Genomic DNA, 21,043 nt, shown 5'->3' with positions numbered 1-21,043 from the left:
CATGGGGGCAATTCAGCGTTTTTTTCGCCATAGTTTTTTATCCTACCGGGCATTATTTGGCTGGCTGAATCCGAAGGTGTATATACTTGTCATGGTTTGCATGCCGCTCAGCCAACTGCTGTTTTTTTCATTTTTGGTGAGGCATGTTTATGATGGTGTGGACCTTGCCGGCTATATAGGCGCAAATGCCTTACTGCTGTGTGTAATGAATTCGGTGTTTGGAATCACATCCGTCATTACCTCAGACCGGAGCATGGGTACGCTGCAGCTAATTATGGCAACTCCGGCGAACAAGCCTGCGATGTTTTTGGCCCGTTCTTTAGCGCACGTGGCAAACGGGATGTTTACCGCATTTATCGGTTTACTATTCGGGATTTTTATTTTCGACATATCGATTACCGTTGAAGCGGCGGGCGCCCTTGCACTCGTTTGGGCTGTTTCAATTTTCTCTGCTTGCGGGCTTGGGTTAATCATCGGAAGCTTTTGTTTATGGACGCCATCCATGCATCTTCTCACCAATTTATTGGCAAGTATCCTTCTTCTATTAAGCGGGGCTAATTATCCTCAGACCAGCATGCCCAATGCGCTGCAGTTCATAGCAAACTTCATGCCATTAACAAGAGGGGTCAAGCTGACAAAGGAGATTATGAATGAAGGAAATTTTGATCAAGTCGCTGTTTATGCCGGGCAGGAGTTTTTATTGGGAATCGCCTTTTTCATTATTTGCCTCGGGTGTATTCGTTTTGCTGCTTACCAGGCAAGAGTAAAAGGGACGATGGATTTAAGTTAAACTATCTATTAATCTAAGGAATACATAAAAAGGAACCCCCGCAAGATTGCCGGCAAGCGCGAGCTCTGGTGCGCAATCCGTCTTATCACCGGGGGTTCCATATATTACGCCCATTCTAAAAATTGCTTTAGCTGCGGCGAATCAGGATTTTCGAGCATGCCGGGAACCTGCCCCATTTCGGTTAGTTCACCATTGGCAATGAACAGTCCATATTGCCCAATCCGTTTCGCCTGATTGATGTTGTGGGTCGCCAGAATCAAAGTAGCCCCGTTATTCGTGCAATATTCACGGATTGCCTGCTCCATCATTTGCACATTATATGGGTCCAGGTTGGCAGTTGGCTCATCCAGGAGGAGCAGCTCCGGTTCGGTCACAAGAGCCCTTGCCAAAGCGACGCGCTGGATTTCCCCGCCTGATAGCGATTCTACATTCCGCTTTTCATAGCCGGCCAGACCTACAAGATTGAGGACCTCTTTTATTTTTTCCAGGCGAAGGGCCTTGCTGACGCCACGGAATTTCAAGCCGAGGCCAATATTGTACTCGACGCTTCCATTGAAAAGGACTTCATGCTGCGCCACGTACACCATTTTTTGCCGTAAAGCGTAGATGTTTGGTTTAGCCATCCTTTCCCCGAACAACATAATCTCGCCAGAACTGAAACTTTGTAGGGATGCAATGCACTTCAACAGCGTACTCTTCCCCGCGCCGCTAAGCCCGATGACAATATACCTTTTCCCGTTTTCAATATCCAAACCACCAATATTCAATAGCGTTTTTTGGGCTGTTTTTACCGACAGGCCCTTAAGGGATACGATTGGCGTCATAAGGCAATCACCTCCTGGCCAGGCGTTTTCCTCAGCATGAACCTCCAAAGGATGAAGAAATTAATCAGGAAGCTGATCAGGAGCAGGACAGCCCCAAGCGCTAGGGCGACATCGAAATGCCCCTGCCTCGTTTCTAAAATAATCGAAGTCGTCATGACCCTTGTCTCCCCTTCAATGTTCCCGCCAACAAGCATGACCGCCCCGACTTCCGAAATCGCCCTGCCAAAAGCGGTCAGGCAGGCGGTGATGATCCCCTTGCCCGATTGGCGAAGCAAAACCGTCCAAAGCTGCAGCTTATTGGCACCCAGAGTCAATGCCGCAGATGAATATTTGGCGACGTTCGAGGATACGGCCGAATAGGTAAGCCCCATAATAATCGGTGTCACCAAAATGACCTGCGCGATAATCATTGCCGTTGGCGTAAAAAGGAGTTCCGCAAAACCGAATACCCCTTTCCTCGATAAAAGAAGGTAAACGATTACTCCGATGAGCACAGGAGGGAACCCCATCATTGTATAGACGATGGATAAGATAAAATTCTTCCCCTTAAACCGATAAATGCCCAAGAGGGTTCCTATTAAAATTCCAACCAGGCTTCCAATCAATAAAGCTGTTAAGGATACTTGAAGTGATAAAGCAATAACATCGAGGATTGTATCTTTTTTAAAAAGAAGGATCCATTCTTTCATAGGCTCTTCCCCCAGTTAACAATAATGGAAATAGTATATTTTCTTTTAGAAAAATTTACTAGACGGATATACGAAACTTCATAAAACCGTAACAACTTAAACAAAAACTGATGAAACCAAACAAAACTTAATTTACAAATATTGAGTTACACATTAAGGTAGGAATGTAAAAAAATTCTTGGAGGTTATGGAATGAAATTGAGAAATGTCTTTTTGTCCGTTTTGACCGCCCTTTTGCTCATCTTCAACCTTGCTACACCGTCTATGGCCGCAACACCCAGCACGTCCAAAAGCACCGCAACGGCCAGTGTGGTTAAAAAAGTAAAAACAACCGTGAACCTCAACGTCCGCAAAGGGGCCGGCACCAATTACGGAATAATTGGGACCGCCAAAAAAGGCCAGGAATTGAGTGTTGTCCAGGTTGCGGATAAATGGCTTAAAGTGAAGTGGAATGGAAAGTACGGGTATGTGTCCAAGAAATATACGAAAGATGTACCAGTCCAGGCAGCAAAACCGGCACCTAAACCAGCTTCGAAGCCTGTCGCAACCAAACCGGCACCTGCTCCTAAACCAGCGCCTAAACCAAAGCTTGAAGGATCGATCACCCTTGCAACTACAACGAGCACACAGGATTCAGGATTGCTCGACACAATCATTCCAATATTTGAAGCAAAGTACAATGTTGATGTAAAAGTCATTGCCGTCGGAACAGGCCAGGCAATTAAAATGGGCGAACAGGGCGATGCGGATGTCATCCTCGTCCACGACCGGAAGAGCGAAGACAAGTTTGTCAGCGATAAATATGGGGACCTAGCCTATAGCCTGATGTACAACCAATTCCTGATTGTGGGGCCAAAAGATGATCCCGCGAAAATTAAAGACTCGAAAACTGTTAAATCCGCATTGCAAAAAATCGTGGATAAAGAAGCGATTTTCATTTCCAGGGGCGATGATTCAGGCACCCACAAAAAAGAACTTACGCTTTGGAAAAATGCCGGCATCACTCCTGAAGGCAAATGGTATAAAAAGGCTGGCCTCGGCATGGGGGATACACTCCGCATGGCTGACGAGCTTGGAGGATACACGCTTACAGACGAAGCAACCTTCCTGACGAACAAGACATCCCTTGTCCGTTTGGCGGAAGGCCAGGACGAGCTCCTGAACCCATACGGAGTCATCCGGGTAAAAAGCACGAAGAAACCAAATGCAAGCAAAGCATTCATTGACTTCCTGGTGGGTGATGAAGGCCAGAAAATCATTGGCAAGTATGGAAAAACGAAGTTCGGAAAGCCTCTATTCGTTCCGAATGCTTCAAAACGCTAATTAATATTTTACAAAGATTATAGAAACGAAAAAGCCGCCAACCGAAGCTAACGGGTTACTTTAGTACCCGTTATGCCTAAGCAAGCGGTTTTTTTGCTTTTTTTTAAAAAACACCTCTACCTGCTCCTAGTAGAATATCCTAGTATCTTTTCCTTATTTTTTCACAAGTCGACATTTATTTATTCAAAAATTCTGAATAGTGTAATATAATTCATGTTGGATACACAAAAAACAGAAAAGGTGGGGAGTATCATTAAAGCATTAAAGTCGATCATTATTTGGGGGTTGATTTCCGCTTTGGGGGCAGCGGCCTTCGGGGTCCTGGCTCTAAATAGTGGAGAAACCATCAATGCAATCTGGCTCGTAACAGCCGCCATCTGTGTTTATGCAATCGCATACCGTTTTTACAGCAAGTTCATCGCAAGGAAAGTATTCGAGCTGGATGACAACCGGAAAACTCCGGCGGAAGTGAACAATGACGGAAAAGATTATGTCCCGACGAACAAATGGGTTCTTTTCGGCCATCACTTTGCCGCGATTGCCGGCGCAGGCCCGCTTGTTGGCCCAATCCTCGCTGCCCAAATGGGGTATCTCCCGGGAACTTTATGGATTGTCGTCGGCGTTGTGCTTGCTGGTGCTGTCCAGGACTTTGTCATTCTGTTTGGCTCGATGCGCCGCAACGGCAAATCGCTTGGGGAAATGATCAAGGAAGAAATCGGCCCTGTCACAGGGGTCATCGCCATGGTCGGCATTTTAGGAATCATGATTATATTATTGGCCGTATTGGCGTTGGTCGTTGTCAAGGCGCTTGTAGGAAGCCCGTGGGGCATGTTCACAATCGCGGCGACCATCCCGATTGCGATCCTGATGGGATTCTATATGCGCTATATCCGTCCGGGGCGCGTGGGTGAAGCCTCGATCATGGGGGGAATCCTTCTTCTTTTATCGATTTATGGAGGACAATATGTTTCCCAGCATGCGGAGCTTGCCAAAATGTTCACGTTTTCAGGCGAAGCTATCGCCATCATGATGATTGTGTACGGCTTCGTTGCATCCGTCCTTCCTGTCTGGATGCTTCTGGCGCCTCGTGATTATTTAAGTACATTCCTGAAAGTCGGCGTTATTTTCGGACTGGCTTTGGGCATCCTGATTGTCGCCCCGGATCTACATATGCCTGGCGTGACAAAGTTCATTGATGGCACTGGCCCGGTATTCGCCGGCAATATGTTCCCGTTTTTGTTTATCACCATTGCATGCGGCGCCGTCTCGGGCTTTCACTCATTGATTTCGTCGGGCACGACGCCAAAGATGATCGAACGCGAATCGCACGCCCAGCCAATTGGCTATGGCGCGATGCTGACTGAATCGTTTGTTGCCGTCATGGCGATGATTGCAGCCTGCGTGCTGACGCCGGGGATTTATTTTGCGATCAACAGCCCGCCCGCGGTAATTGGAACGGATGCGGTACAGGCCGCCACCGCTGTTTCAAACATGGGATTCACGGTCACGCCTGATGATTTGACGGCACTTGCCGATGATGTCGGGGAGCAAACAATCCTTTCCCGGACAGGCGGCGCGCCGACACTGGCAATCGGCATGGCGTTTATTTTCTCAAAAGTAATTGGCGGCAAAGCGCTGATGGCGTTCTGGTACCACTTTGCCATCCTGTTTGAAGCCCTGTTCATCCTGACGACGATTGACGCCGGCACACGCGTCGGCCGCTTCATTATCCAGGATTTGATTGGCAATGTGTACAAGCCATTCGCAAAGACCGATGCCCTCATTCCAAACATTATCGCGACAACGCTTTGCGTCTTATTCTGGGGATATTTCCTTTACCAGGGGGTTATCGACCCGCTTGGCGGAATCAATACACTATGGCCGCTGTTTGGCATCGCGAACCAAATGCTTGCCGCTATCGCCCTTCTGCTCGGGACAACCGTTCTTTTCAAAATGGGCAAAAAAGCGTATGTATGGGTCACCCTTGTGCCGACAACCTGGATTTTGATCGTTACCATGACGGCCGGCTGGCAGAAGCTTTTCCACGAGAATCCAAAAATCGGATTCCTCGCCCACGCCAAGGTATTCGGCCAGGCATTGGATGAAGGCAAGGTTCTTGCCCCCGCGGCTAGCGAGGCGCAAATGAGGCAGGTCCTTTTGAACGACTATATTGATGCCGCCCTTTGCGGATTCTTCATGGTGGTCGTGATCGCGGTCCTAATCTCGGCCTTAAGGATTTGGATGAAGGTACTGAAAAACCAGAAGCTGGAACTGCATGAATCACCATACGTTCCACGCGGGGATGGAGACTTGAAACATTATGCTTAATAGACTGAAAGACATGCTCGCATACCGGAAACAATTTATTTCACTTCTCGTCGGGGTCCCGAGTTATGAGAGATATGTTGAACATATGAAGTCCGAACACCCAGACCAGCCTGTTAAAACTAGAAAGGAATTCTTCTGCGAAGCACAGGACGCCCGTTATAATGCCAAGGGCGGCAAAGTATCAAGGTGCTGCTAGGAACAAAATGCGGAAGCGCCTTGGGCAGCCCCGACCAGCATATGACGGGGCCCGCAGGATGGGTCTGCCCTCCGGAGGGAATCGGCTTATGACCTCGAGGGGCTAGGCGCTCCTCGGAAAAGAAAAACACTTTCCCTTCGTGCGATGCTATGCTACCGTAGCTTTCCTTGTGGAGCTGGATTACAATAACTGGTTTCGAGTTACCCAGAAGTTTTAATTTTAAAATTTACTAGAGAATAAAAAAGGAAAACCCGTATCCAAGCTTTCATTGGGTACGGGCCTATTTATTGTTTGGATGAAGCCCACGGTAGTCCTCTTTTTTTAAAAAAGGATATACTTGTCTTGTATGACTGGAGACAATTCCACCAGGAGATGAGACGATGCTTTCAAATATCGGTGTACCAGGAATGATTTTGATCCTAATTGTAGCGCTTATCGTTTTTGGCCCTATTGAACCTCTCCCACCTACAGCTAACGCTGTTGAGGAGGGGGATTCCTAAGTAAAGAAACCTAATGGCTTCTAATTGATTAGGCTATCCCTGCCGTTCCGGCAGTTAGGAGGCGAATGGCTTCGTCCCGAAGGTTTTTCCCTGCGTTAATATCCCGGTCATGGTGCGTTCCACAGAGCGGGCATTCCCATTCCCGCAGATGGAGATTCTTAACGTCTTTGTTCTGATGGCCGCACGCGGAACACAATTGGCTTGAAGCAAATGTTTTGGAAACCACGACAATCTTCTTTCCGTACCATTTTGCTTTATAATCGAGCATCACACAGAATTGCGACCATGAGACTTCGCTGATTGATTTTGCGAGCTTTGCATTCTTCAGGAGATTGCTGACTTTCAGGTCCTCGGTTCCGATCACATCGTGGTTTTTGATGATTTCGGTGGAGGTTTTGTGCAAGAAGTCCTTTCTTGCATTTGCAATCCGTTCGTGAAGCCTGGCAACTTCCAGTTTTTGTTTTTGATAATTTCTGGCATCTGCGAGTGGTTTCTGCTGTTTTATGGCCTGTTCCTTCCTTCGTGACAGGATGCGTTGTGCCTTGCCTAATTTTTCTTCCAACGTCCGGAAGAATTTAAGATTCCTATAAGTGGTTCCATCGGAAAGTATGGCAAAATCCTTTAAACCCAGATCGATTCCAACGATTGAGCCGGTTTTATCCAACGGTTTTATCTCTTCCTCGGTTAGGACGGAAACAAAGTATTTGCCTGATGGGGTACGCCTGATGGTCGCATTCAAAATCCGTCCCTTGATTTCCTGGCTTTTGGCAAACCGGACGAGGCCGAGTTTTGGCAGTTTTACCTTCTTGCCGACTATAGCTATATTGCCGTTTGTCTGTTTACTCGTATACGATTGGGCATTGTTTTTCTTTGATTTAAAGCGCGGGGCGTTGTTTTGTTTCTTGAAGAATCGGTCAAACGCATCCGACAGGTGTCTGAGTGAGGTCTGGATGGCCGTGCTGTCTACTTCTTTTAGCCAAGGGAGTTCCTTTTTCAGGGAAGGCAGCCTGGAAGAACATTTATAATAAGACAAACCTTTTCCTGTTTCCTTATAGGTGTCGTTCCATTTGCTGAGGAAGTGGTTAAAAACAAATCGAGAACAGCCGATTGTTTTTGCGATGAGAATTTCTTGGTGTTTGCTTGGGTAAATTCGGAATTTATAGGCTCTTTTCTTCAAGTTCCTACCTCCAATCGGAACATTTGTTCTACCTCTATTGTATACCAAACGGGCATACTTTGGCTACCACCTATCGCCATTCATCTCCCGCTTATTTTTTGGCTGCGCCCTGCACAAAATTGAAGAAGGAGTCTTCTGCAGGAGCAAGATAAATTACCTGAAATCGGCCGCGCAGTCGGAAGGTCGGTTCGTGAGTTTAAACGGGCTTCCGAAGGGCTTACGGATGAGATCAAAAAGGAAATCACCAAAGCTGGCGAAGAGGACACTACGAAAAAATAGATTGAAAGAAGGCACGGTACCCGCTGTTTAAGGAGTATCGTGCCTTTTTATTATTTCACTGATTTGTACATAAGGATGTCATCCGCATACTCATTCTCGCCAAACTTTACTTCATTGACCTTGCGCCCTTCTTCTATGAACCCAAATTTCTTATATAAAGCAATGGCCCTTTCGTTTGTAGAAAAAACAGCGAGGCTTACCTTTTCGATGAGAGGGTGCTTTTCCGCCCAGTCGAGGAGCGTTTTTAAAAGCAATTTGCCAAGCCCTTGGTCCCTGTGCTCTTTACTGATCATAATTCCAAAAGTGCCAGTATGGGCGGCCCTTTTCCGATCGGGTGATTGAAACATGATAAAACCGGCAATTTCTCCGTCTCTTTCGGCAACAAAAAGTGCTTCCCGTTCACTGTTCGTAAGCCTCTTTATCCACTCTTCGTGCTGGTCGATGGTTTTATTGAATTCCTCTAGAGCCGTCATAAGATAACCGCCCTCGGCAATGACCGCTTTTTGCACTTCAAAAGTTCCTTTCGAATCTGCGACGGTCCCTGCCCGAATCGTATATTTCTCACTTAAACTCTTCAAATAGCATCCCCCTTTTTTTACGTAATCTTCACCAAACGTTGTACCTGCACTAAGTCTTCATTCTTACCTATATTTTACAACAAGTTAGGCGCATCTTAAAACACCCTATGGTTTCATCCCTAAAGTCCATTTTTTGTTGTTAGTGAGCGGCATTCCTAGCGCTCCTGGCCGCCTTTTGGATGGCATTGACGCCCATGACAACGGCAATCATTTCATATACATCCAGCCCTTCATCCGAGCTGGTCAACTGAAATGCAGCAGCCGAAAAGAATCCGCTGATTTTTTCAAAACGGCCTGCCTCGTTCCCATTCTCATCATAAAGGAGATAAAGGTTGGAAAAGGCCTCCGACTCAATCTCGAAAACCCGGCCTGCTTCGGTGTTATATTGATACCTTCTCGAAAATAATGCGAACTTTGCCCTTAGATTACCGATTTCTTGTCCATCTGAACCAGTGACAATCCATCTCCGGCTTAAGAAGGGGAACTTGCCGCTAACGATAATCTCCCCTTCCTTGTTAAGGACATCCAATCCGGCGGTGAACATACTCCTTAAATCGACTTCTCCAACCTTCTCCTTTAACCCATTATATACATCTGTCCGTCCAGCAGAGAAAAAGTTATCCGACACATATAATGTCTGTTTGTCCATTTGGATCACCTCTTGTCTGTCTTACGAAAAAGTTGGAAGAAAGTTGCAAAAAAATGCAGGCCAAACAAAAAAGAAGCCAATCGGAAAATTCCGCTTGGCCATTCGTTCTAAATGATTATTTTTAAAAACCTCTTAAGCAAACCTATAATATATCAGCAAAAACGTCGAAAGAACAAAAATGAAATTCAGGAATACGAAAACCATTTGATCCAGTTTCGTTTTGTGCATTTGGATCGGCGGTTGATAAAAGGATACTCCCTCGATTATAAAAATAAGCAACACAATATGGACCATGGCATGGCCAACAATTTCGGTGTAGCCAAAGATCATTGTCGTCAGGATGAATAGGATTGTCACGACTACCGCAAGGATTCGATTTAAAATACCTACGACTAGTAAATAACCGACTACAAATTCGATAAATGCAGCAAGAACCGTGAACGTATCAGCCGGAAAACCAAAGGTTGGCACGTGGTGATGCTGGATGATTTGATGCGTCATATTCGGGAACACCCATTTTTCAACCGCCACCCAGCACAGACTTAAACCCGTACCAAGATATAAAAACGGGAAGCCCCAATCCTCCCACTTCGTTTTCCCGACCAGTAAAACGCCAATAATGGCGAGGTAAAAGCCATAATCGAGCATATGGAACCAGCCCGCGGTCATTGTCACGTTTACAAAAAGGATGAAAAGCACGATTGCGCCTAACTTGGTTGATATGTGGTGAGGGATAACCAGCAGGATGATGGCCGCCCACATCAATACGGTTTCCCAGGTATGTGCTATATGGAATTCGGGAGCAAACGTCGTCCCTGAAAAAACTTGCAGCAGCAACGCCAGCGCGGTCCCGTACTTTAACAGTTGGTGGGAATAAGCCCTTCGCTTTTCCAGCCACAGGTCTATTCTCTTCGCAAATGCAAAATCGGTCAGTTTGTGCATCACTTGCGATAACACTGCGAGGAGAACTGCACAAAGCAAAGCCACCGAAATAAATAACGGTGAAAGGATATTCTCAATGGACTCCCTCTCCGGCTTCACTTCGGCAAACCATTTAACATGTGCATATGTAAGAAAGGGTATAAGCAATACCCCCAATAAAACGATTCCCTGCACCATTTTTTTCTTCACAAGTACCCCCCCCTTTGGTATGTCCTTTTATTATTCCTCAATCCGGGGGCTTTCGAACCTTATTTATTAAATTCTGCTTTTTAAAAAAAGACCTACACCAATATAGGCGTTCTTCATACTATATCTTGGGGTGAAAATATGGCGAGAGTTAAATACACGGACGCGGACGTTGCCTTAATGGCAAGGATGATGAGAGCGGAAGCCGAGGGCGAAGGAAAACAGGGTATGCTGTATGTGGGAAATGTAATTGTCAACCGTGCCAAAGCAGAGTGTTCAGACTTCAGGGATGTGAGGACAATTCGCCAGGTGATTTTTCATGTACAGGGAGGAAATTTTTCCTTTGAAGCAGTGCAGAAAGGGAATGTGTTTTATCAACGGGCAAGAGAAGTTGAAAAACGGTTGGCAAGGCAGAACTTGGAGTATTGGAGAGAGCACCCGGCGAAATTTGCCCTATGGTACTTCAATCCATACGCTCCGTGCCCTCCAACATGGTTCGACCAGCCTTTTCCGGCCAATTCAAAAACCATTGCTACTATGAACCGGCAGCCGGGACATGTGAAAGCATTTATACGGGAGGATGAAGCTTACTCTATTGGGTAAGCTTTTATTCTTCACCCATTTCCCTTTATGTATCGAGCCTATTTAATGCATATTAAATACTCTCTTATACCGGAAGGATAAATTGATTCCCAGTAATATAGTTAAGATTGCTAAGGCAAGATCAAAAATAAATACTGACGTTACGCTAAAATACTTTGTCATCATTCCTGTAATAAATGGAATAACAATAAACGCCAGGCTAGAAGCAATGCTGACATATGCGGTACTCGTGCCTTTTGTATCCGGGAAAAATTCAGCCATAATCGTAACAGCTAATTGAAAAATTCCTGAAGTTGAAAATCCTAAAACGAATGCACAGACCATAATCACTACTCGGTATGGAAGAGCTAACATGGCTAGTAACGTAATAAAAGCTATAGACGGATAAACGATCATTACGGTTATAGGCTTTATTCCCTTTTTAAACAGGATTGTGAGCAGAAGGACTGAAATTAATCCTCCAATGCTATAATAGCTTAATAATCCAACTGCCGCCTCCTTACCCAGCCCTACTATCTGCTGGCCGTAAGTTGGAAGCCAGGTTTGGATAATCATAAACAAAGCAACTGAACTAAAGCCAATCAAGATGACTCCTATACCTTCTCTCCAGAACATGGGCTTAATTGAAAAGCTCTTTCGTATAGAACTGTAATCCACTGAATAGTAATCATACTTACCCACATTATGCTTTGGAAATATAGCTAATGTAAGGAAAAAACCGTTGATAAGGTAAGCTGCCGCAGGAACAAAAAAGGCAAATCCATAAAATAGATTGTTTGAAATAATGAATACCACCAGAATAGGCAAAAGGGTTGCCCCAAAGGAGATAAAGGCTTTCAGCAGTACCATGGCGGACCCAGAATTTTTAGGAAAAGCATCGATTAGAGCGGGATATGCCCCTGAATCCATAATTGAATTACAAATGCCCGAAATAATCGCAAAAACGAAAGCAACATGATAGTTTGGTGCAAGAGGAATACCAACTAGAAAAATAACATATATAAATGATGCACTTACGACAAGGGGCTTTCTCCCCACCTTATCAGAAAGCCGTCCAGAAAAACTTAATGCAACTAATTTACCTATCCCAATAGCAGAAATCAAAAAACTAATTTCCGCACTGCCTGTATTTAATTGTTGAGATAAAAAATTCATATTGGATGCAATAATTACATTGACCATACCTAATAGCAAATAATTGAAATATAAACCCATTGCCATTTTTAGATATGGATTTTTCAGACCACCCTTATCAAAAATCATTTATATTACCCTTTCTAAATTCATTGTTCTATGCTTCTTTAAGAAACAAAGCTAACCAGTAGCAAGTTCCGGTTAGCATTTGTTTGGTTAACTTTTAAAGTATCTACTATTAAACAGCTACTGCTGAAAGCTTCTTTGCAGCTTCTTTAACTCTACCAATCCTTCAAAAATATATCTCTAATTAACATATCTCAAACTAAAGATATATTTTAAAATTAAAGCCAACTTAATGAGCTTTCCTCTTCATAGAACAGCCATCTGTGAGGGCTTACTGCTCATTAATACGTGATATACTATGGAAATGGTACTGGTTTCTAGTTTCTTTGGCTAAGTATAATGCTTCGTCAGCATGTTTAATTAATATTTCACTGCTCGCTCCATTTTTGGGGTATAGCGAGATACCGATACTTGCTGTTGCTACAATCCTGTGGCCACTGATGGTATATTCCAGCTGGAGCGCCTTATATAGCCTCTCTACAATTTTATAAACACTCTTACTATTTTTAACGCCTCTAATTAAAACTACGAATTCATCGCCACCTAATCGGCCAATGATACTTTCTTCCCTTAAATTATTTACCAAGCGCTGCGAAAACTGTTTAAGCAGCTCATCCCCTGCATCGTGGCCTAATGAATCGTTAATTTCCTTGAATTTATCAATATCTACATAAAATAATGCAAGCTGTTCCTTTATTTTACTCGCAGATAAAATACCCTGTTCAAGAATCTCCATGAAACTGCGCCTATTTCTAAGTCCGGTCAACGAATCATAATAAGCCAGATTTTCAAGTTCCTTCTCATATTTTTTTCTGACTGTTACATCCCTTAATAGAATCTGCATAACAGCTTCCCCATTATAAATAATCGGCAAGGCTGTAACCTCTGCATAAAACTGTTTATAGTCATAGCGGATAAACCGTTCTACAAAAGTAACAGGTTTGTAAGCATCAAAACCGTCCATCATAATGAAGAGTTTTTGTTCAATATCGTTTTTGTTTTCCGAATAATTCAAACGCATTACGCCCAATATTTGATAAATCATCTACTTTCAGATCCATCCGGCTACCCCTTTGCTGTGAGTCAGAAGTCTAAATCCATTGCCATTCCCTATAGGTATTCTCAATCATTTTTCGAATGGAGAAATTTTTTTCGGAACATGTCCAATTCCTTTTCTTTTTTGAAAAATGTGCATCATTTTATATCTTCCTCAAATACCCGGACTTCTACAGGGGGCAACATATCCTTCAATTCTTCCCGCTTTGTTTCAAACCAAGATGGGAGCATCAATTTTCCCCCAAGTTCATCAATTGGTTCATCAACTGCAAAGCCAGGCTCGTCGGTAGCTATTTCAAATAGGATTCCACCTTCTTCATGAAAATAGATAGCTTTAAAATAATTTCGGTCCCTAATTTCTGTTGGATAATATCCTTTTTCCTCAAGAAGTGATCTCCACCGGTTATGGTCTTCTTCATCACTTGCTCTCCAGGCAATATGGTGAACAGTTCCAGCTCCCATCAGCCCTCGAACCGATGGAGTAAGCTTGATATCAATTGTGTTTCCAAGGTCGGAATTTGCTTTAAATCTTAAGAAACCCTCTTCCTGCCCAATCAATTGGAGCCCCAGTATATTCTCAAGAACATCAGCAGTTTTATTTGGCTGCGCCGAAATCAAGGTCGCTCCGCCAAATCCTTTAATGGCAACGTCTGGGTGAATTTCACCAAAGCTCCAATTATTGACTGGCCCCTCGGTTCTTTCTACGAATTCAATTTCAAGCCCATCAGGATCCTGGAAGCTTAAATATCTTTCACCGAATCGAATAGTCGAATAAGTTTTTATCCTAAATTTCTTAAGACGTGCTTCCCAAAAGGCGAGTGAGTCTTTTGGGATGACGTAACTTGTTGAGCCTACTTGGCCAGTACCAATACGGCCTTTTAACTGTTTTTCCCACGGAAAGAATGTAATAACAGTTCCCGGTCCGCCCGATTCATTTCCAAAGTAAAGATGATATACTTCCGGACGGTCGAAATTGATTGTCTTCTTTACAAGCCTTAGCCCAAGTACGCCAGAGTAGAAATCAATCGTTCTTTGAGCATCATTCACCATCGCGGTAATATGATGAATCCCGGCTGTTTTTTGCATACCTGCTTCCTCCTTCAGTTGAGCTCAGTACTGTGCATTGGCGGATCAACTAAAGCTTTTCGTCTAAATTCCTGATTTCGAAAGGAAGGACAGACCTTTCTATCCTATCGCGGTATTGCTCATATCGTTCTGGCAGCATTAATTGCTCACCCATCGTCTCATAGGATTCGTCATGGGCAAATCCTGGAGGATCTGTTGCTATTTCAAACAATATTTCCCCATGCTCCCTAAAATAAATGGCGTTAAAGTAGTTTCGGTCCTGAACAGGAGTGACCCCATAACCGAAGCTTTCAACATATTCCTTCCATTCAAGCTGGTCTTGGTCATCGATTGCTCGCCATGCTATGTGGTGGACGGTTCCTACTCCCATTTGTCCGCGGCCAACAGGGGTCATTTTTAAATCAATGATGTTCCCAATATCTGCAGTAGAACGGAACCGGACCATATCGCCTTCCTCCGCAATTCGTTCCAATCCCATTACAGTTTCCAACAACTCGGCTGTCTTTTTTGGCTGAGCCGAAAGTAAGGTTGCCCCTCCAAAACCTTTAATGGCAACTTCAGGAGTAATATTTCCAATCGACCAGGTGTTAACCTCCCCTTCTTCTCTTTCAACTAGTGCAAGACGCAGGCCATGCGGGTCATCAAATTCTAAATATTGCTCCCCAAAGCGGGTAATTTTTATAAATGGTATATTGAACTTCCCTAGCCTTTCTTCCCAAAATCGAAGGCTTCCTTTAGGAACAGCATAGGAAGTGATTCCCACTTGCCCATCTCCTATTCTGCCTTGGTATGCACCGACCCATGGAAAAAACGTAATAATTGTTCCCGGCTTTCCACCTTCATTGCCGAAATAGAGATGATACGTACCTGGATCATCAAAATTCACAGTCTTTTTAACTAAACGCAATCCTAGAACCCCTGCATAAAAATCTGCGTTCTCTTGTGGATGACCTACAATCGCCGTTATATGATGTATTCCCATTGTTTTCTTACTCATTCATAGCACTCCCTTTTATTTTTATCTCAAGAATCTAGATTTCGAGATATTTTTTAAAAGCATATTATTCAACTGTATTATTTACTTTCTTTAAAAGTTTCAAAAATGTTTCTGCCTCTTCTGGGTTCAAGACTTCGAATAGACCATCAACCATGTCCAGATACTTAGGCATAATCATGTCCATGATGTTAAGCCCTTCATCAGTTATTGAAACATGTATCGCCCTGCGGTCATTAGGGCAAGCACTCCTTTTTAAGAGACCTCGCTTTTCTAATTTATCTATAACGTACGTCATTGAACCACTTGAAATTAAGACATTCTGGCAAATTTGCTGGATTGTCAGTGTACCTTTTTGGTATAGCACTTCCAGCACTGAAAATTCCGTTACATTTAAATTGCTCTTGAGCATTTGTTCTCTTATTTTTTCATGAATTCCTTTTGCAGTTTTCATTAATACAATAAACGGTTCATTAGGGAATCGTCTATTCACTGTACTCACCTCCTATCCTCCTAAAAGTTTCAATGCGTATGGTCAGCCATTTGATGAGGCTCGTCAAAAATGAAATTCCTTAAATTTCGAGGCAAGAAACTGCGTATTTCTTCTTCGTTAAATCCAATGTTCATTCTTTTTTCATCCTTGATAATTGGCCGCCTTAGCATAGACGGGTTTTCAGTTATAATTTGATATAACTCGTGTAGTTTAAGTGATTCCAAATCTATGTTAAGTTTCCTAAACGTTTTAGAGTTAACCGAAATTATTTCTTCGGTTCCTTCATAAGTTAGGCGGAGGATTTCTTTTATTTCTTCAATCGTCAGCGGCTGCTTCGTAATGTTTCTCTCTACGTAATCGATTTGATGCTCCTCCAGCCATGCTTTTGCTTTACGGCAGGAAGTACAACTTGGAGAAGTATATAAATTCAACATGTGTACCACACTCCTAAAATAAATATATATATCTCAAATTAAAATATCTTTAATTCAAGATAATTATATGACTTAAGTGGTTATAAGTCAATCACTAAGACTAATTTTTATTTCCTGTTGCAACAAGTGGGTCGCCTTTAATCAAACTCTTACATACATTGAGCAAAGAAGTACCCCAACCACCACTATGCGATAAAATAGAACATTCTTATCAGTTAATCGGAAGAAAATGGGTAGGACTTATTATTCGTTCACTTATTGAGGAACCAAAACGATTTAGTGAAATTCACGCTTACATACCTGATTTAAGTAAGCGCGTCCTTAATGAACGCCTGAAAGAATTAGAGGAATCGGGGATTATCCTTCGACATGTCATTACGAGCCGACCTGTGCGCATTGAATATTCCTTAACAAGATAAGGAACCGAATTAGGGAAAGCACTTAAAGGTTTAGAATCATGGGCTGAAAATTGGCTTTAAGTAAAACGCCGATATTTCACCGGTTATTGAAAAAAACACATCAAGAATAGACATCGAATATTTAGGATGAATAAAAATGGCAAGAAAAACTGCCACTTGGAGCGGACGTTGAGATCGAAAGGATCGCGAAAAAACCTAACTAGAGCGGAGCGCAGCAATATTTAAAATTTGAGGCCAAAGATAAAAGGCATTGGGAATGATTTCTCCCGATGCCTTTTATTTATTCGCCGCCTCATTCTTTTCTTAAATGTATATAATCCCAAATAAGTTGAAAGATAACAATATCCTTATATCTTTTTTGGAGTGGGTTACAGTTGGATAAGAAAATCAATAATCATGAATTAGGAGAATTGTGTTTACTTGCTGGGAAAATAATGTTGGAAAGCGGAGCAGAGACATACCGAGTTCAAGATACAATGATGAGAATTGCAAGTTCTTTTGGAATAAGGTCCTCGAACAGTTATGTGACACCGACTGGAATTGTATTTTCATTATGTGGAACTGAACAAACCAAATTGGCACAAATTTCAAAACGGTCTACGGATTTATATAAAGTGATAATCGTAAATAGTATATCCAGGAAAATTAGCAGCGGTGAAATCTCAGCAGCGGAGGCCTACTCTACTTTAAGAAAAATCGAAAAAGGAAATCCTAAATATCCTATATATATAAAGATACTTGCAGCTTCCATCGTAAGCGGCTTCTCCATCGTCGTTTTTAATGGCGAATGGAATGATTTTTTTCCCGCGTTCCTTGCCGGTGGTGCTGGTTTTTTATGCGTGAGTTATATTCATCATTTAGTAGATTTAAAATTTTTTACAGAATTTTTCGCAGCTCTAATTGTGGGTTTAATGTCCTATTTTTTCAAATATATTGGTTTTGGAGAAAACCTTCCAAATATCATTGTTGCAAGTATTATGCCATTAGTACCCGGCCTTCTGATTACGAACGCTGTAAGAGATTTAATGGCTGGGCATCTTGTTTCTGGTTTATCTAAAGGTGCAGAGGCATCCTTGACTGCATTTGCGATTGGGGCGGGTGTAGCAGTTGTTTTTTCACTCTTTAACTAGATCGAGGAAAACATGGATATGATTACACAACTATTGGCTACCTTCTTTGTTTCAGGTGCCTTTGCTGTCATTTTTAATGTACCAGAAAAGAATATCCTGCAATGTTGCATTGTTGGTATGGTAGGGAGACTTTTACACAGTTCGTTGATGAACCATGATTTTGATAAAGTACAAGCCACATTAATTGCCTCCTTTTCCATAGGCGTTATTAGCCAACTATTTTCCAAGATTTATAAGACGCCTGTCATTGTATTTAGCATTTCAGGCATACTTCCATTAGTGCCTGGCGGCTTAGCCTATGATGCAACAAGAAACTTTGTTGAAGACCATTACAGCTTAGGAATTCAGTTTGCCGTAAAGGCCATTATGACAGCAGGTGCCATTGCTGTCGGACTCGTCTTGTCAGAAGCGATCATGCAAATTTTAAAAGTAAAGAGAAAATTCAGTTAAATGGTTTTCGCAAGTAAGTTATTGAAAAAGAAAATTCCCACCCCAATCTTGAATAAAGGCGAAATTTGTTAAGCAGTTCTAATAATAAAAAATAATCTTTAGATTAATACTACCTTTAAATCTGCTAAGGAGAAAAATTATGTTAAAAAAGCTATTTTTAGGCGTCCTCTTTTTTACATTTATTTGCACTCTGCCAATTAACACTTATGCTCAAGTTATTCATGAGACAAGGTATGGGGATAGTTTATCGAAGATATCCAAAGATTATAACGTAAACAAAGATGATCTTGCTAAACTGAATGGGCTAGCCAAAAATGCTCAACTTGTACTAGGGCAGGCGATCTTAATACCCGGTTCTACATATGTGGTCCATCCTGGTGATAGTCTTTGGGAAATTGCTTTCCGTCATGGTATTAGTGAAAGGACACTAATGGATCTTAATCACCTAAAAAGCCGCGTCATTGTCCCTGGCCAAAAATTAAACATCCCTCCTCCACCTAAATTAGATGTTTGGACAGGAACATATTTTGTTCCGAAGGATAAGAACGCAAATACTTGGATGCTTAATAACTATAAAAGCACTCTTTCAGGTATTTTCGTGTTTGAATATCGTTCAGATGAAAAAGGAAATCTTATTGAAGTAGAGGAAAACCAGGCACATAAGATTTCTTGGAAAGAGAATCTGACTCCTTATGCCACATTATCTAATTTAAGTGAAAAGGGATTTGATCCTGATTTGACTCATAAATTGATCAGTACCCCTTGGCTAAGGAAAAAATTCATCAATAATATTTATTCCTTATTAGATAGTCACGACTATAAAGGTGTTGTCATTGACTTCGAACAAGTAAGAGCCCGCGATCGAGCTAATCTTAATTTATTTATTAAAGAACTAGCAGAAAAACTTCATCCGGCAGGAATGGAAGTCATGATGGCTGTCCCACCTAAAAAAAGCGATCAGGAACCAGCCCATTCTAAAGCATATGATTATAAAACCCTTGGAAAGTATCTTGATCGCTTATTTTTAATGACATATGATTGGCATTGGCCAGGTGGTCCATCAGGCGCTATTGCACCCATTGGAGAAGTAGAAGCTACTGTAAAATACGCCTCATCGGTCATTAAGAAATCGAAATTAATGCTTGGAATACCGCAATATGCCTATGATTGGACAATAAAAGGGGATGGTCGATCGGGAACAGCCTATTCCACCCAACATGCAATCGATTTGTATACCGGTTATCAAAGTGCTGTTCATTATGATGAAAAAATGGGTGCTCCATGGTTCCGTTATGTAGACAAAAACGGAGCACTTCACGAAGTTTGGTTTGAAGACCCTCGGAGCCTTCTACTAAAATTCCGTCTTGTTCGAGAATATGGTCTAGGTGGATTTGGATGTTGGCATTTAGGACTAACAATGCCTCAAACAAAAGAAATGTTATTGGAGGAATTTAATATTATTAGATAACACTTTTAAAGAAAGTTCTCAAGAAAAATAGCGGACAGCCCCCTATTTTATACTTGACTTAAGTACTGAATTAAAACCTCAATGTTGCTACCAATCGGAGCTTTTTTCGCGAGTAAAACAGATTTAGGGCAAATGAAAAAATTAAGCATGCCTTCGCAGACAGGACAAAAAAAGCATGGTATTCGGTGGACAACCTTGCGAGGCCTAAAAAATTGTCCATTTTGGTACTGCTATTTTTGCATCAATGACTTTGAAGAAACTAGCCAATTGGACATGGAAAGTTGTCTAAGGATACTTGAAGTGTATGCTAATATGAAAAGCATCTTATGATTACCCCTAGAAATTTTGCGCAAAAATGACAAAAGGCCAGGAGGTAGCCTCTCCTGGCCTTTTGTCGACACTCTCAGGGGTCTTTTAAATGACCCTCTGTTTCCGTAATTCTAAAGCAAAAACTAAAAAAACAATTAAGTAAACAGTTTCCTTCCTATAAAAAACCCTCTTCTATTCAGTTCCCAGGATAGTTGACCCTTTTTCCTTTTACGAATTCAGTTGTTGGACCCCTTAATAGACACTAGGTCCCCAACTTCTGCAGCTTAAATTCCTCTAGTATTAACTCCTCTGTTTGGGGCATCGACGTTCCTAAATGCCAACACCCCATTCCACCCAACTTATTAGACGGAACTTGGCTTGGAGACTTCTTGGATCTTCAAACCAAACTTCGTGTATAGCTCCATCCTCACCTTGGTATCTAAACCATGGTGATTTTGCCCTTTGGTCATAATAAACTTAACTTTCATGTTTATGGTACAAGTTAATGGCATTTTGGTAGAGAAGGGAACCCCTTTTTTCTTAGCACCTGTTATTGACCAATTATATGCATATTGAGGAATACCAAGCATTAGCTTTGATCTAGGGACTACAGAAACTGCATAATCCAAAACAGGGAATATAGGAGCAATTAGACCCGATGGACCGCCGGGCCAATGCCAGTTATAAGTCATTAAAAACATCTTATCAAACAAAGATTTTAATAAAAAACTGTGACTGATCATCACGGATTTTTGCCTATAAAAAGAAAAAACCACCAATTATGTATTGGTGGAGACGGTGGGACGTGCTATTCCATTCTTTCGATAATGGCACTGACTATATCTTGAACCTTCAGTCTGAAGGCCCTCTGGCGTATTAT

Annotated in this window: 22 protein-coding genes and 2 pseudogenes; 11 read left to right on the top strand and 13 right to left on the bottom strand. The window is 42.4% G+C overall.

Translation table 11 applies throughout. From position 1 onward, the window contains the following. Position 1: 1 nt before the first annotated feature. Positions 2–790: an ABC transporter permease gene (locus DRW41_RS07735; RefSeq protein ID WP_115451384.1), complete on the top strand. Its 789-nt coding sequence runs from the start codon at positions 2–4 to the stop codon at positions 788–790. A 104-nt stretch (positions 791–894) separates the two neighbouring features. On the opposite strand, the gene DRW41_RS07730 is transcribed toward DRW41_RS07735, so the two are convergent. Then, a complete protein-coding gene (locus tag DRW41_RS07730) occupies positions 895–1,614 on the bottom strand; it encodes an ABC transporter ATP-binding protein (RefSeq protein ID WP_115451383.1) in 720 nt (239 codons plus the stop codon). Next, complete coding sequence (locus tag DRW41_RS07725) at positions 1,611–2,303, bottom strand: ABC transporter permease (RefSeq protein WP_115451382.1); 693 nt, start codon at positions 2,301–2,303, stop codon at positions 1,611–1,613. Before DRW41_RS07725 ends, DRW41_RS07730 begins: the two co-directional genes overlap by 4 nt. Positions 2,304–2,495: 192 nt before the next feature. Between DRW41_RS07725 and DRW41_RS07720 the strand changes: the two genes are divergently transcribed. From DRW41_RS07720 to DRW41_RS23875, 4 genes and pseudogenes are all read left to right on the top strand, one after another. Continuing rightward, on the top strand, positions 2,496–3,626 hold the full coding sequence (locus DRW41_RS07720; RefSeq protein WP_245959374.1) for a substrate-binding domain-containing protein: 1,131 nt from the start codon (positions 2,496–2,498) through the stop codon (positions 3,624–3,626). 213 nt (positions 3,627–3,839) lie between these two features. Beyond that, entirely contained in the window at positions 3,840–5,954 is a 2,115-nt protein-coding gene (locus tag DRW41_RS07715; protein WP_281272290.1) for a carbon starvation CstA family protein, read from the top strand. Further along, complete coding sequence (locus tag DRW41_RS07710) at positions 5,947–6,150, top strand: YbdD/YjiX family protein (RefSeq protein WP_115451381.1); 204 nt, start codon at positions 5,947–5,949, stop codon at positions 6,148–6,150. Before DRW41_RS07715 ends, DRW41_RS07710 begins: the two co-directional genes overlap by 8 nt. Positions 6,151–6,530: 380 nt before the next feature. Beyond that, positions 6,531–6,632, top strand: a pseudogene (locus DRW41_RS23875) (twin-arginine translocase TatA/TatE family subunit); the annotation flags it as partial. A gap of 46 nt (positions 6,633–6,678) precedes the next feature. Here the strand turns inward: DRW41_RS23875 and tnpB are convergent. After that, positions 6,679–7,827, bottom strand: a complete 1,149-nt coding sequence (tnpB, locus tag DRW41_RS07705) for an IS200/IS605 family element RNA-guided endonuclease TnpB (RefSeq protein ID WP_115451380.1) — start codon at positions 7,825–7,827, stop codon at positions 6,679–6,681. Between the two features lie 135 nt (positions 7,828–7,962). Between tnpB and DRW41_RS07700 the strand changes: the two genes are divergently transcribed. Beyond that, the gene (locus tag DRW41_RS07700; protein ID WP_115451642.1) at positions 7,963–8,106 is read left to right on the top strand and encodes a twin-arginine translocase TatA/TatE family subunit; all 144 of its coding nucleotides are present in this window, start codon (positions 7,963–7,965) and stop codon (positions 8,104–8,106) included. 50 nt (positions 8,107–8,156) lie between these two features. On the opposite strand, the gene DRW41_RS07695 is transcribed toward DRW41_RS07700, so the two are convergent. From DRW41_RS07695 to DRW41_RS07685, 3 genes are all read right to left on the bottom strand, one after another. Further along, on the bottom strand, positions 8,157–8,684 hold the full coding sequence (locus DRW41_RS07695; RefSeq protein WP_245959373.1) for a GNAT family N-acetyltransferase: 528 nt from the start codon (positions 8,682–8,684) through the stop codon (positions 8,157–8,159). A 139-nt stretch (positions 8,685–8,823) separates the two neighbouring features. Further along, positions 8,824–9,333, bottom strand: a complete 510-nt coding sequence (locus tag DRW41_RS07690) for a hypothetical protein (RefSeq protein ID WP_115451379.1) — start codon at positions 9,331–9,333, stop codon at positions 8,824–8,826. 132 nt (positions 9,334–9,465) lie between these two features. After that, the gene (locus tag DRW41_RS07685; protein WP_245959372.1) at positions 9,466–10,464 is read right to left on the bottom strand and encodes a DoxX family membrane protein; all 999 of its coding nucleotides are present in this window, start codon (positions 10,462–10,464) and stop codon (positions 9,466–9,468) included. Positions 10,465–10,602: 138 nt separating this feature from the next. On the opposite strand from DRW41_RS07685, the pseudogene DRW41_RS07680 reads away from it, so the two are divergent. After that, a pseudogene (locus DRW41_RS07680) lies at positions 10,603–11,045 on the top strand (cell wall hydrolase). Between the two features lie 61 nt (positions 11,046–11,106). On the opposite strand, the gene DRW41_RS07675 reads toward DRW41_RS07680, so the two are convergent. The 6 genes from DRW41_RS07675 to spxA form a co-directional block, all read right to left on the bottom strand. Then, positions 11,107–12,306, bottom strand: coding sequence for an MFS transporter (locus DRW41_RS07675; RefSeq protein WP_115451639.1), 1,200 nt, complete (start codon positions 12,304–12,306; stop codon positions 11,107–11,109). Between the two features lie 289 nt (positions 12,307–12,595). Further along, positions 12,596–13,369: a sensor domain-containing diguanylate cyclase gene (locus DRW41_RS07670; protein WP_115451378.1), complete on the bottom strand. Its 774-nt coding sequence runs from the start codon at positions 13,367–13,369 to the stop codon at positions 12,596–12,598. A gap of 149 nt (positions 13,370–13,518) precedes the next feature. Continuing rightward, complete coding sequence (locus tag DRW41_RS07665; protein ID WP_115451377.1) at positions 13,519–14,466, bottom strand: ring-cleaving dioxygenase; 948 nt, start codon at positions 14,464–14,466, stop codon at positions 13,519–13,521. Between the two features lie 49 nt (positions 14,467–14,515). Continuing rightward, entirely contained in the window at positions 14,516–15,463 is a 948-nt protein-coding gene (locus DRW41_RS07660) for a ring-cleaving dioxygenase (protein ID WP_115451376.1), read from the bottom strand. Between the two features lie 64 nt (positions 15,464–15,527). Further along, complete coding sequence (locus DRW41_RS07655; RefSeq protein ID WP_342771985.1) at positions 15,528–15,962, bottom strand: MarR family winged helix-turn-helix transcriptional regulator; 435 nt, start codon at positions 15,960–15,962, stop codon at positions 15,528–15,530. A gap of 20 nt (positions 15,963–15,982) precedes the next feature. Further along, positions 15,983–16,387 carry a transcriptional regulator SpxA gene (gene spxA, locus DRW41_RS07650; RefSeq protein ID WP_115451374.1) on the bottom strand — a complete coding sequence of 135 codons (405 nt, stop codon included), beginning with the start codon at positions 16,385–16,387 and terminating at the stop codon, positions 15,983–15,985. A 158-nt stretch (positions 16,388–16,545) separates the two neighbouring features. Between spxA and DRW41_RS07645 the strand changes: the two genes are divergently transcribed. From DRW41_RS07645 to DRW41_RS07630, 4 genes are all read left to right on the top strand, one after another. Then, complete coding sequence (locus DRW41_RS07645) at positions 16,546–16,806, top strand: winged helix-turn-helix transcriptional regulator (protein WP_115451373.1); 261 nt, start codon at positions 16,546–16,548, stop codon at positions 16,804–16,806. Between the two features lie 374 nt (positions 16,807–17,180). Further along, the gene (locus tag DRW41_RS07640) at positions 17,181–17,936 is read left to right on the top strand and encodes a threonine/serine exporter family protein (protein ID WP_115451372.1); all 756 of its coding nucleotides are present in this window, start codon (positions 17,181–17,183) and stop codon (positions 17,934–17,936) included. Positions 17,937–17,948: 12 nt separating this feature from the next. Next, positions 17,949–18,386 (top strand): threonine/serine exporter family protein, encoded by a 438-nt coding sequence (locus DRW41_RS07635; protein ID WP_115451371.1) that lies wholly within the window; start codon positions 17,949–17,951, stop codon positions 18,384–18,386. A 139-nt stretch (positions 18,387–18,525) separates the two neighbouring features. After that, complete coding sequence (locus DRW41_RS07630) at positions 18,526–19,854, top strand: glycoside hydrolase family 18 protein (RefSeq protein WP_115451370.1); 1,329 nt, start codon at positions 18,526–18,528, stop codon at positions 19,852–19,854. 671 nt (positions 19,855–20,525) lie between these two features. Here DRW41_RS07630 and DRW41_RS07625 read toward each other — a convergent pair. After that, a complete protein-coding gene (locus DRW41_RS07625; RefSeq protein WP_181884459.1) occupies positions 20,526–20,906 on the bottom strand; it encodes a hypothetical protein in 381 nt (126 codons plus the stop codon). Positions 20,907–21,043 lie beyond the last annotated feature (137 nt).

Origin of the sequence: Neobacillus piezotolerans (genome assembly GCF_003362805.1) — a bacterium.
Lineage (GTDB): Bacteria > Bacillota > Bacilli > Bacillales > Cytobacillaceae > Bacillus_D > Bacillus_D piezotolerans.
The sequence above is the reverse complement of the archived record's forward strand: the minus strand, read 5'-3'. Positions and strand labels throughout refer to the sequence as shown.

Bases quoted from the DNA above. Each gene is read 5' to 3' on its own strand.
- DRW41_RS07690 (WP_115451379.1), bottom strand. From the start codon at position 9,333: ATGGACAAACAGACATTATATGTGTCGGATAACTTTTTCTCTGCTGGA.
- DRW41_RS07735 (WP_115451384.1), top strand. From the start codon at position 2: ATGGGGGCAATTCAGCGTTTTTTTCGCCATAGTTTTTTATCCTACCGG.
- DRW41_RS07630 (WP_115451370.1), top strand. From the start codon at position 18,526: ATGTTAAAAAAGCTATTTTTAGGCGTCCTCTTTTTTACATTTATTTGC.
- DRW41_RS07725 (WP_115451382.1), bottom strand. From the start codon at position 2,303: ATGAAAGAATGGATCCTTCTTTTTAAAAAAGATACAATCCTCGATGTT.
- DRW41_RS07720 (WP_245959374.1), top strand. From the start codon at position 2,496: ATGAAATTGAGAAATGTCTTTTTGTCCGTTTTGACCGCCCTTTTGCTC.
- DRW41_RS07715 (WP_281272290.1), top strand. From the start codon at position 3,840: ATGTTGGATACACAAAAAACAGAAAAGGTGGGGAGTATCATTAAAGCA.
- DRW41_RS07730 (WP_115451383.1), bottom strand. From the start codon at position 1,614: ATGACGCCAATCGTATCCCTTAAGGGCCTGTCGGTAAAAACAGCCCAA.
- DRW41_RS07670 (WP_115451378.1), bottom strand. From the start codon at position 13,369: ATGATTTATCAAATATTGGGCGTAATGCGTTTGAATTATTCGGAAAAC.
- DRW41_RS07710 (WP_115451381.1), top strand. From the start codon at position 5,947: ATGCTTAATAGACTGAAAGACATGCTCGCATACCGGAAACAATTTATT.
- DRW41_RS07665 (WP_115451377.1), bottom strand. From the start codon at position 14,466: ATGCAAAAAACAGCCGGGATTCATCATATTACCGCGATGGTGAATGAT.
- DRW41_RS07625 (WP_181884459.1), bottom strand. From the start codon at position 20,906: ATGATCAGTCACAGTTTTTTATTAAAATCTTTGTTTGATAAGATGTTT.
- DRW41_RS07660 (WP_115451376.1), bottom strand. From the start codon at position 15,463: ATGAGTAAGAAAACAATGGGAATACATCATATAACGGCGATTGTAGGT.
- spxA (WP_115451374.1), bottom strand. From the start codon at position 16,387: ATGTTGAATTTATATACTTCTCCAAGTTGTACTTCCTGCCGTAAAGCA.
- DRW41_RS07635 (WP_115451371.1), top strand. From the start codon at position 17,949: ATGGATATGATTACACAACTATTGGCTACCTTCTTTGTTTCAGGTGCC.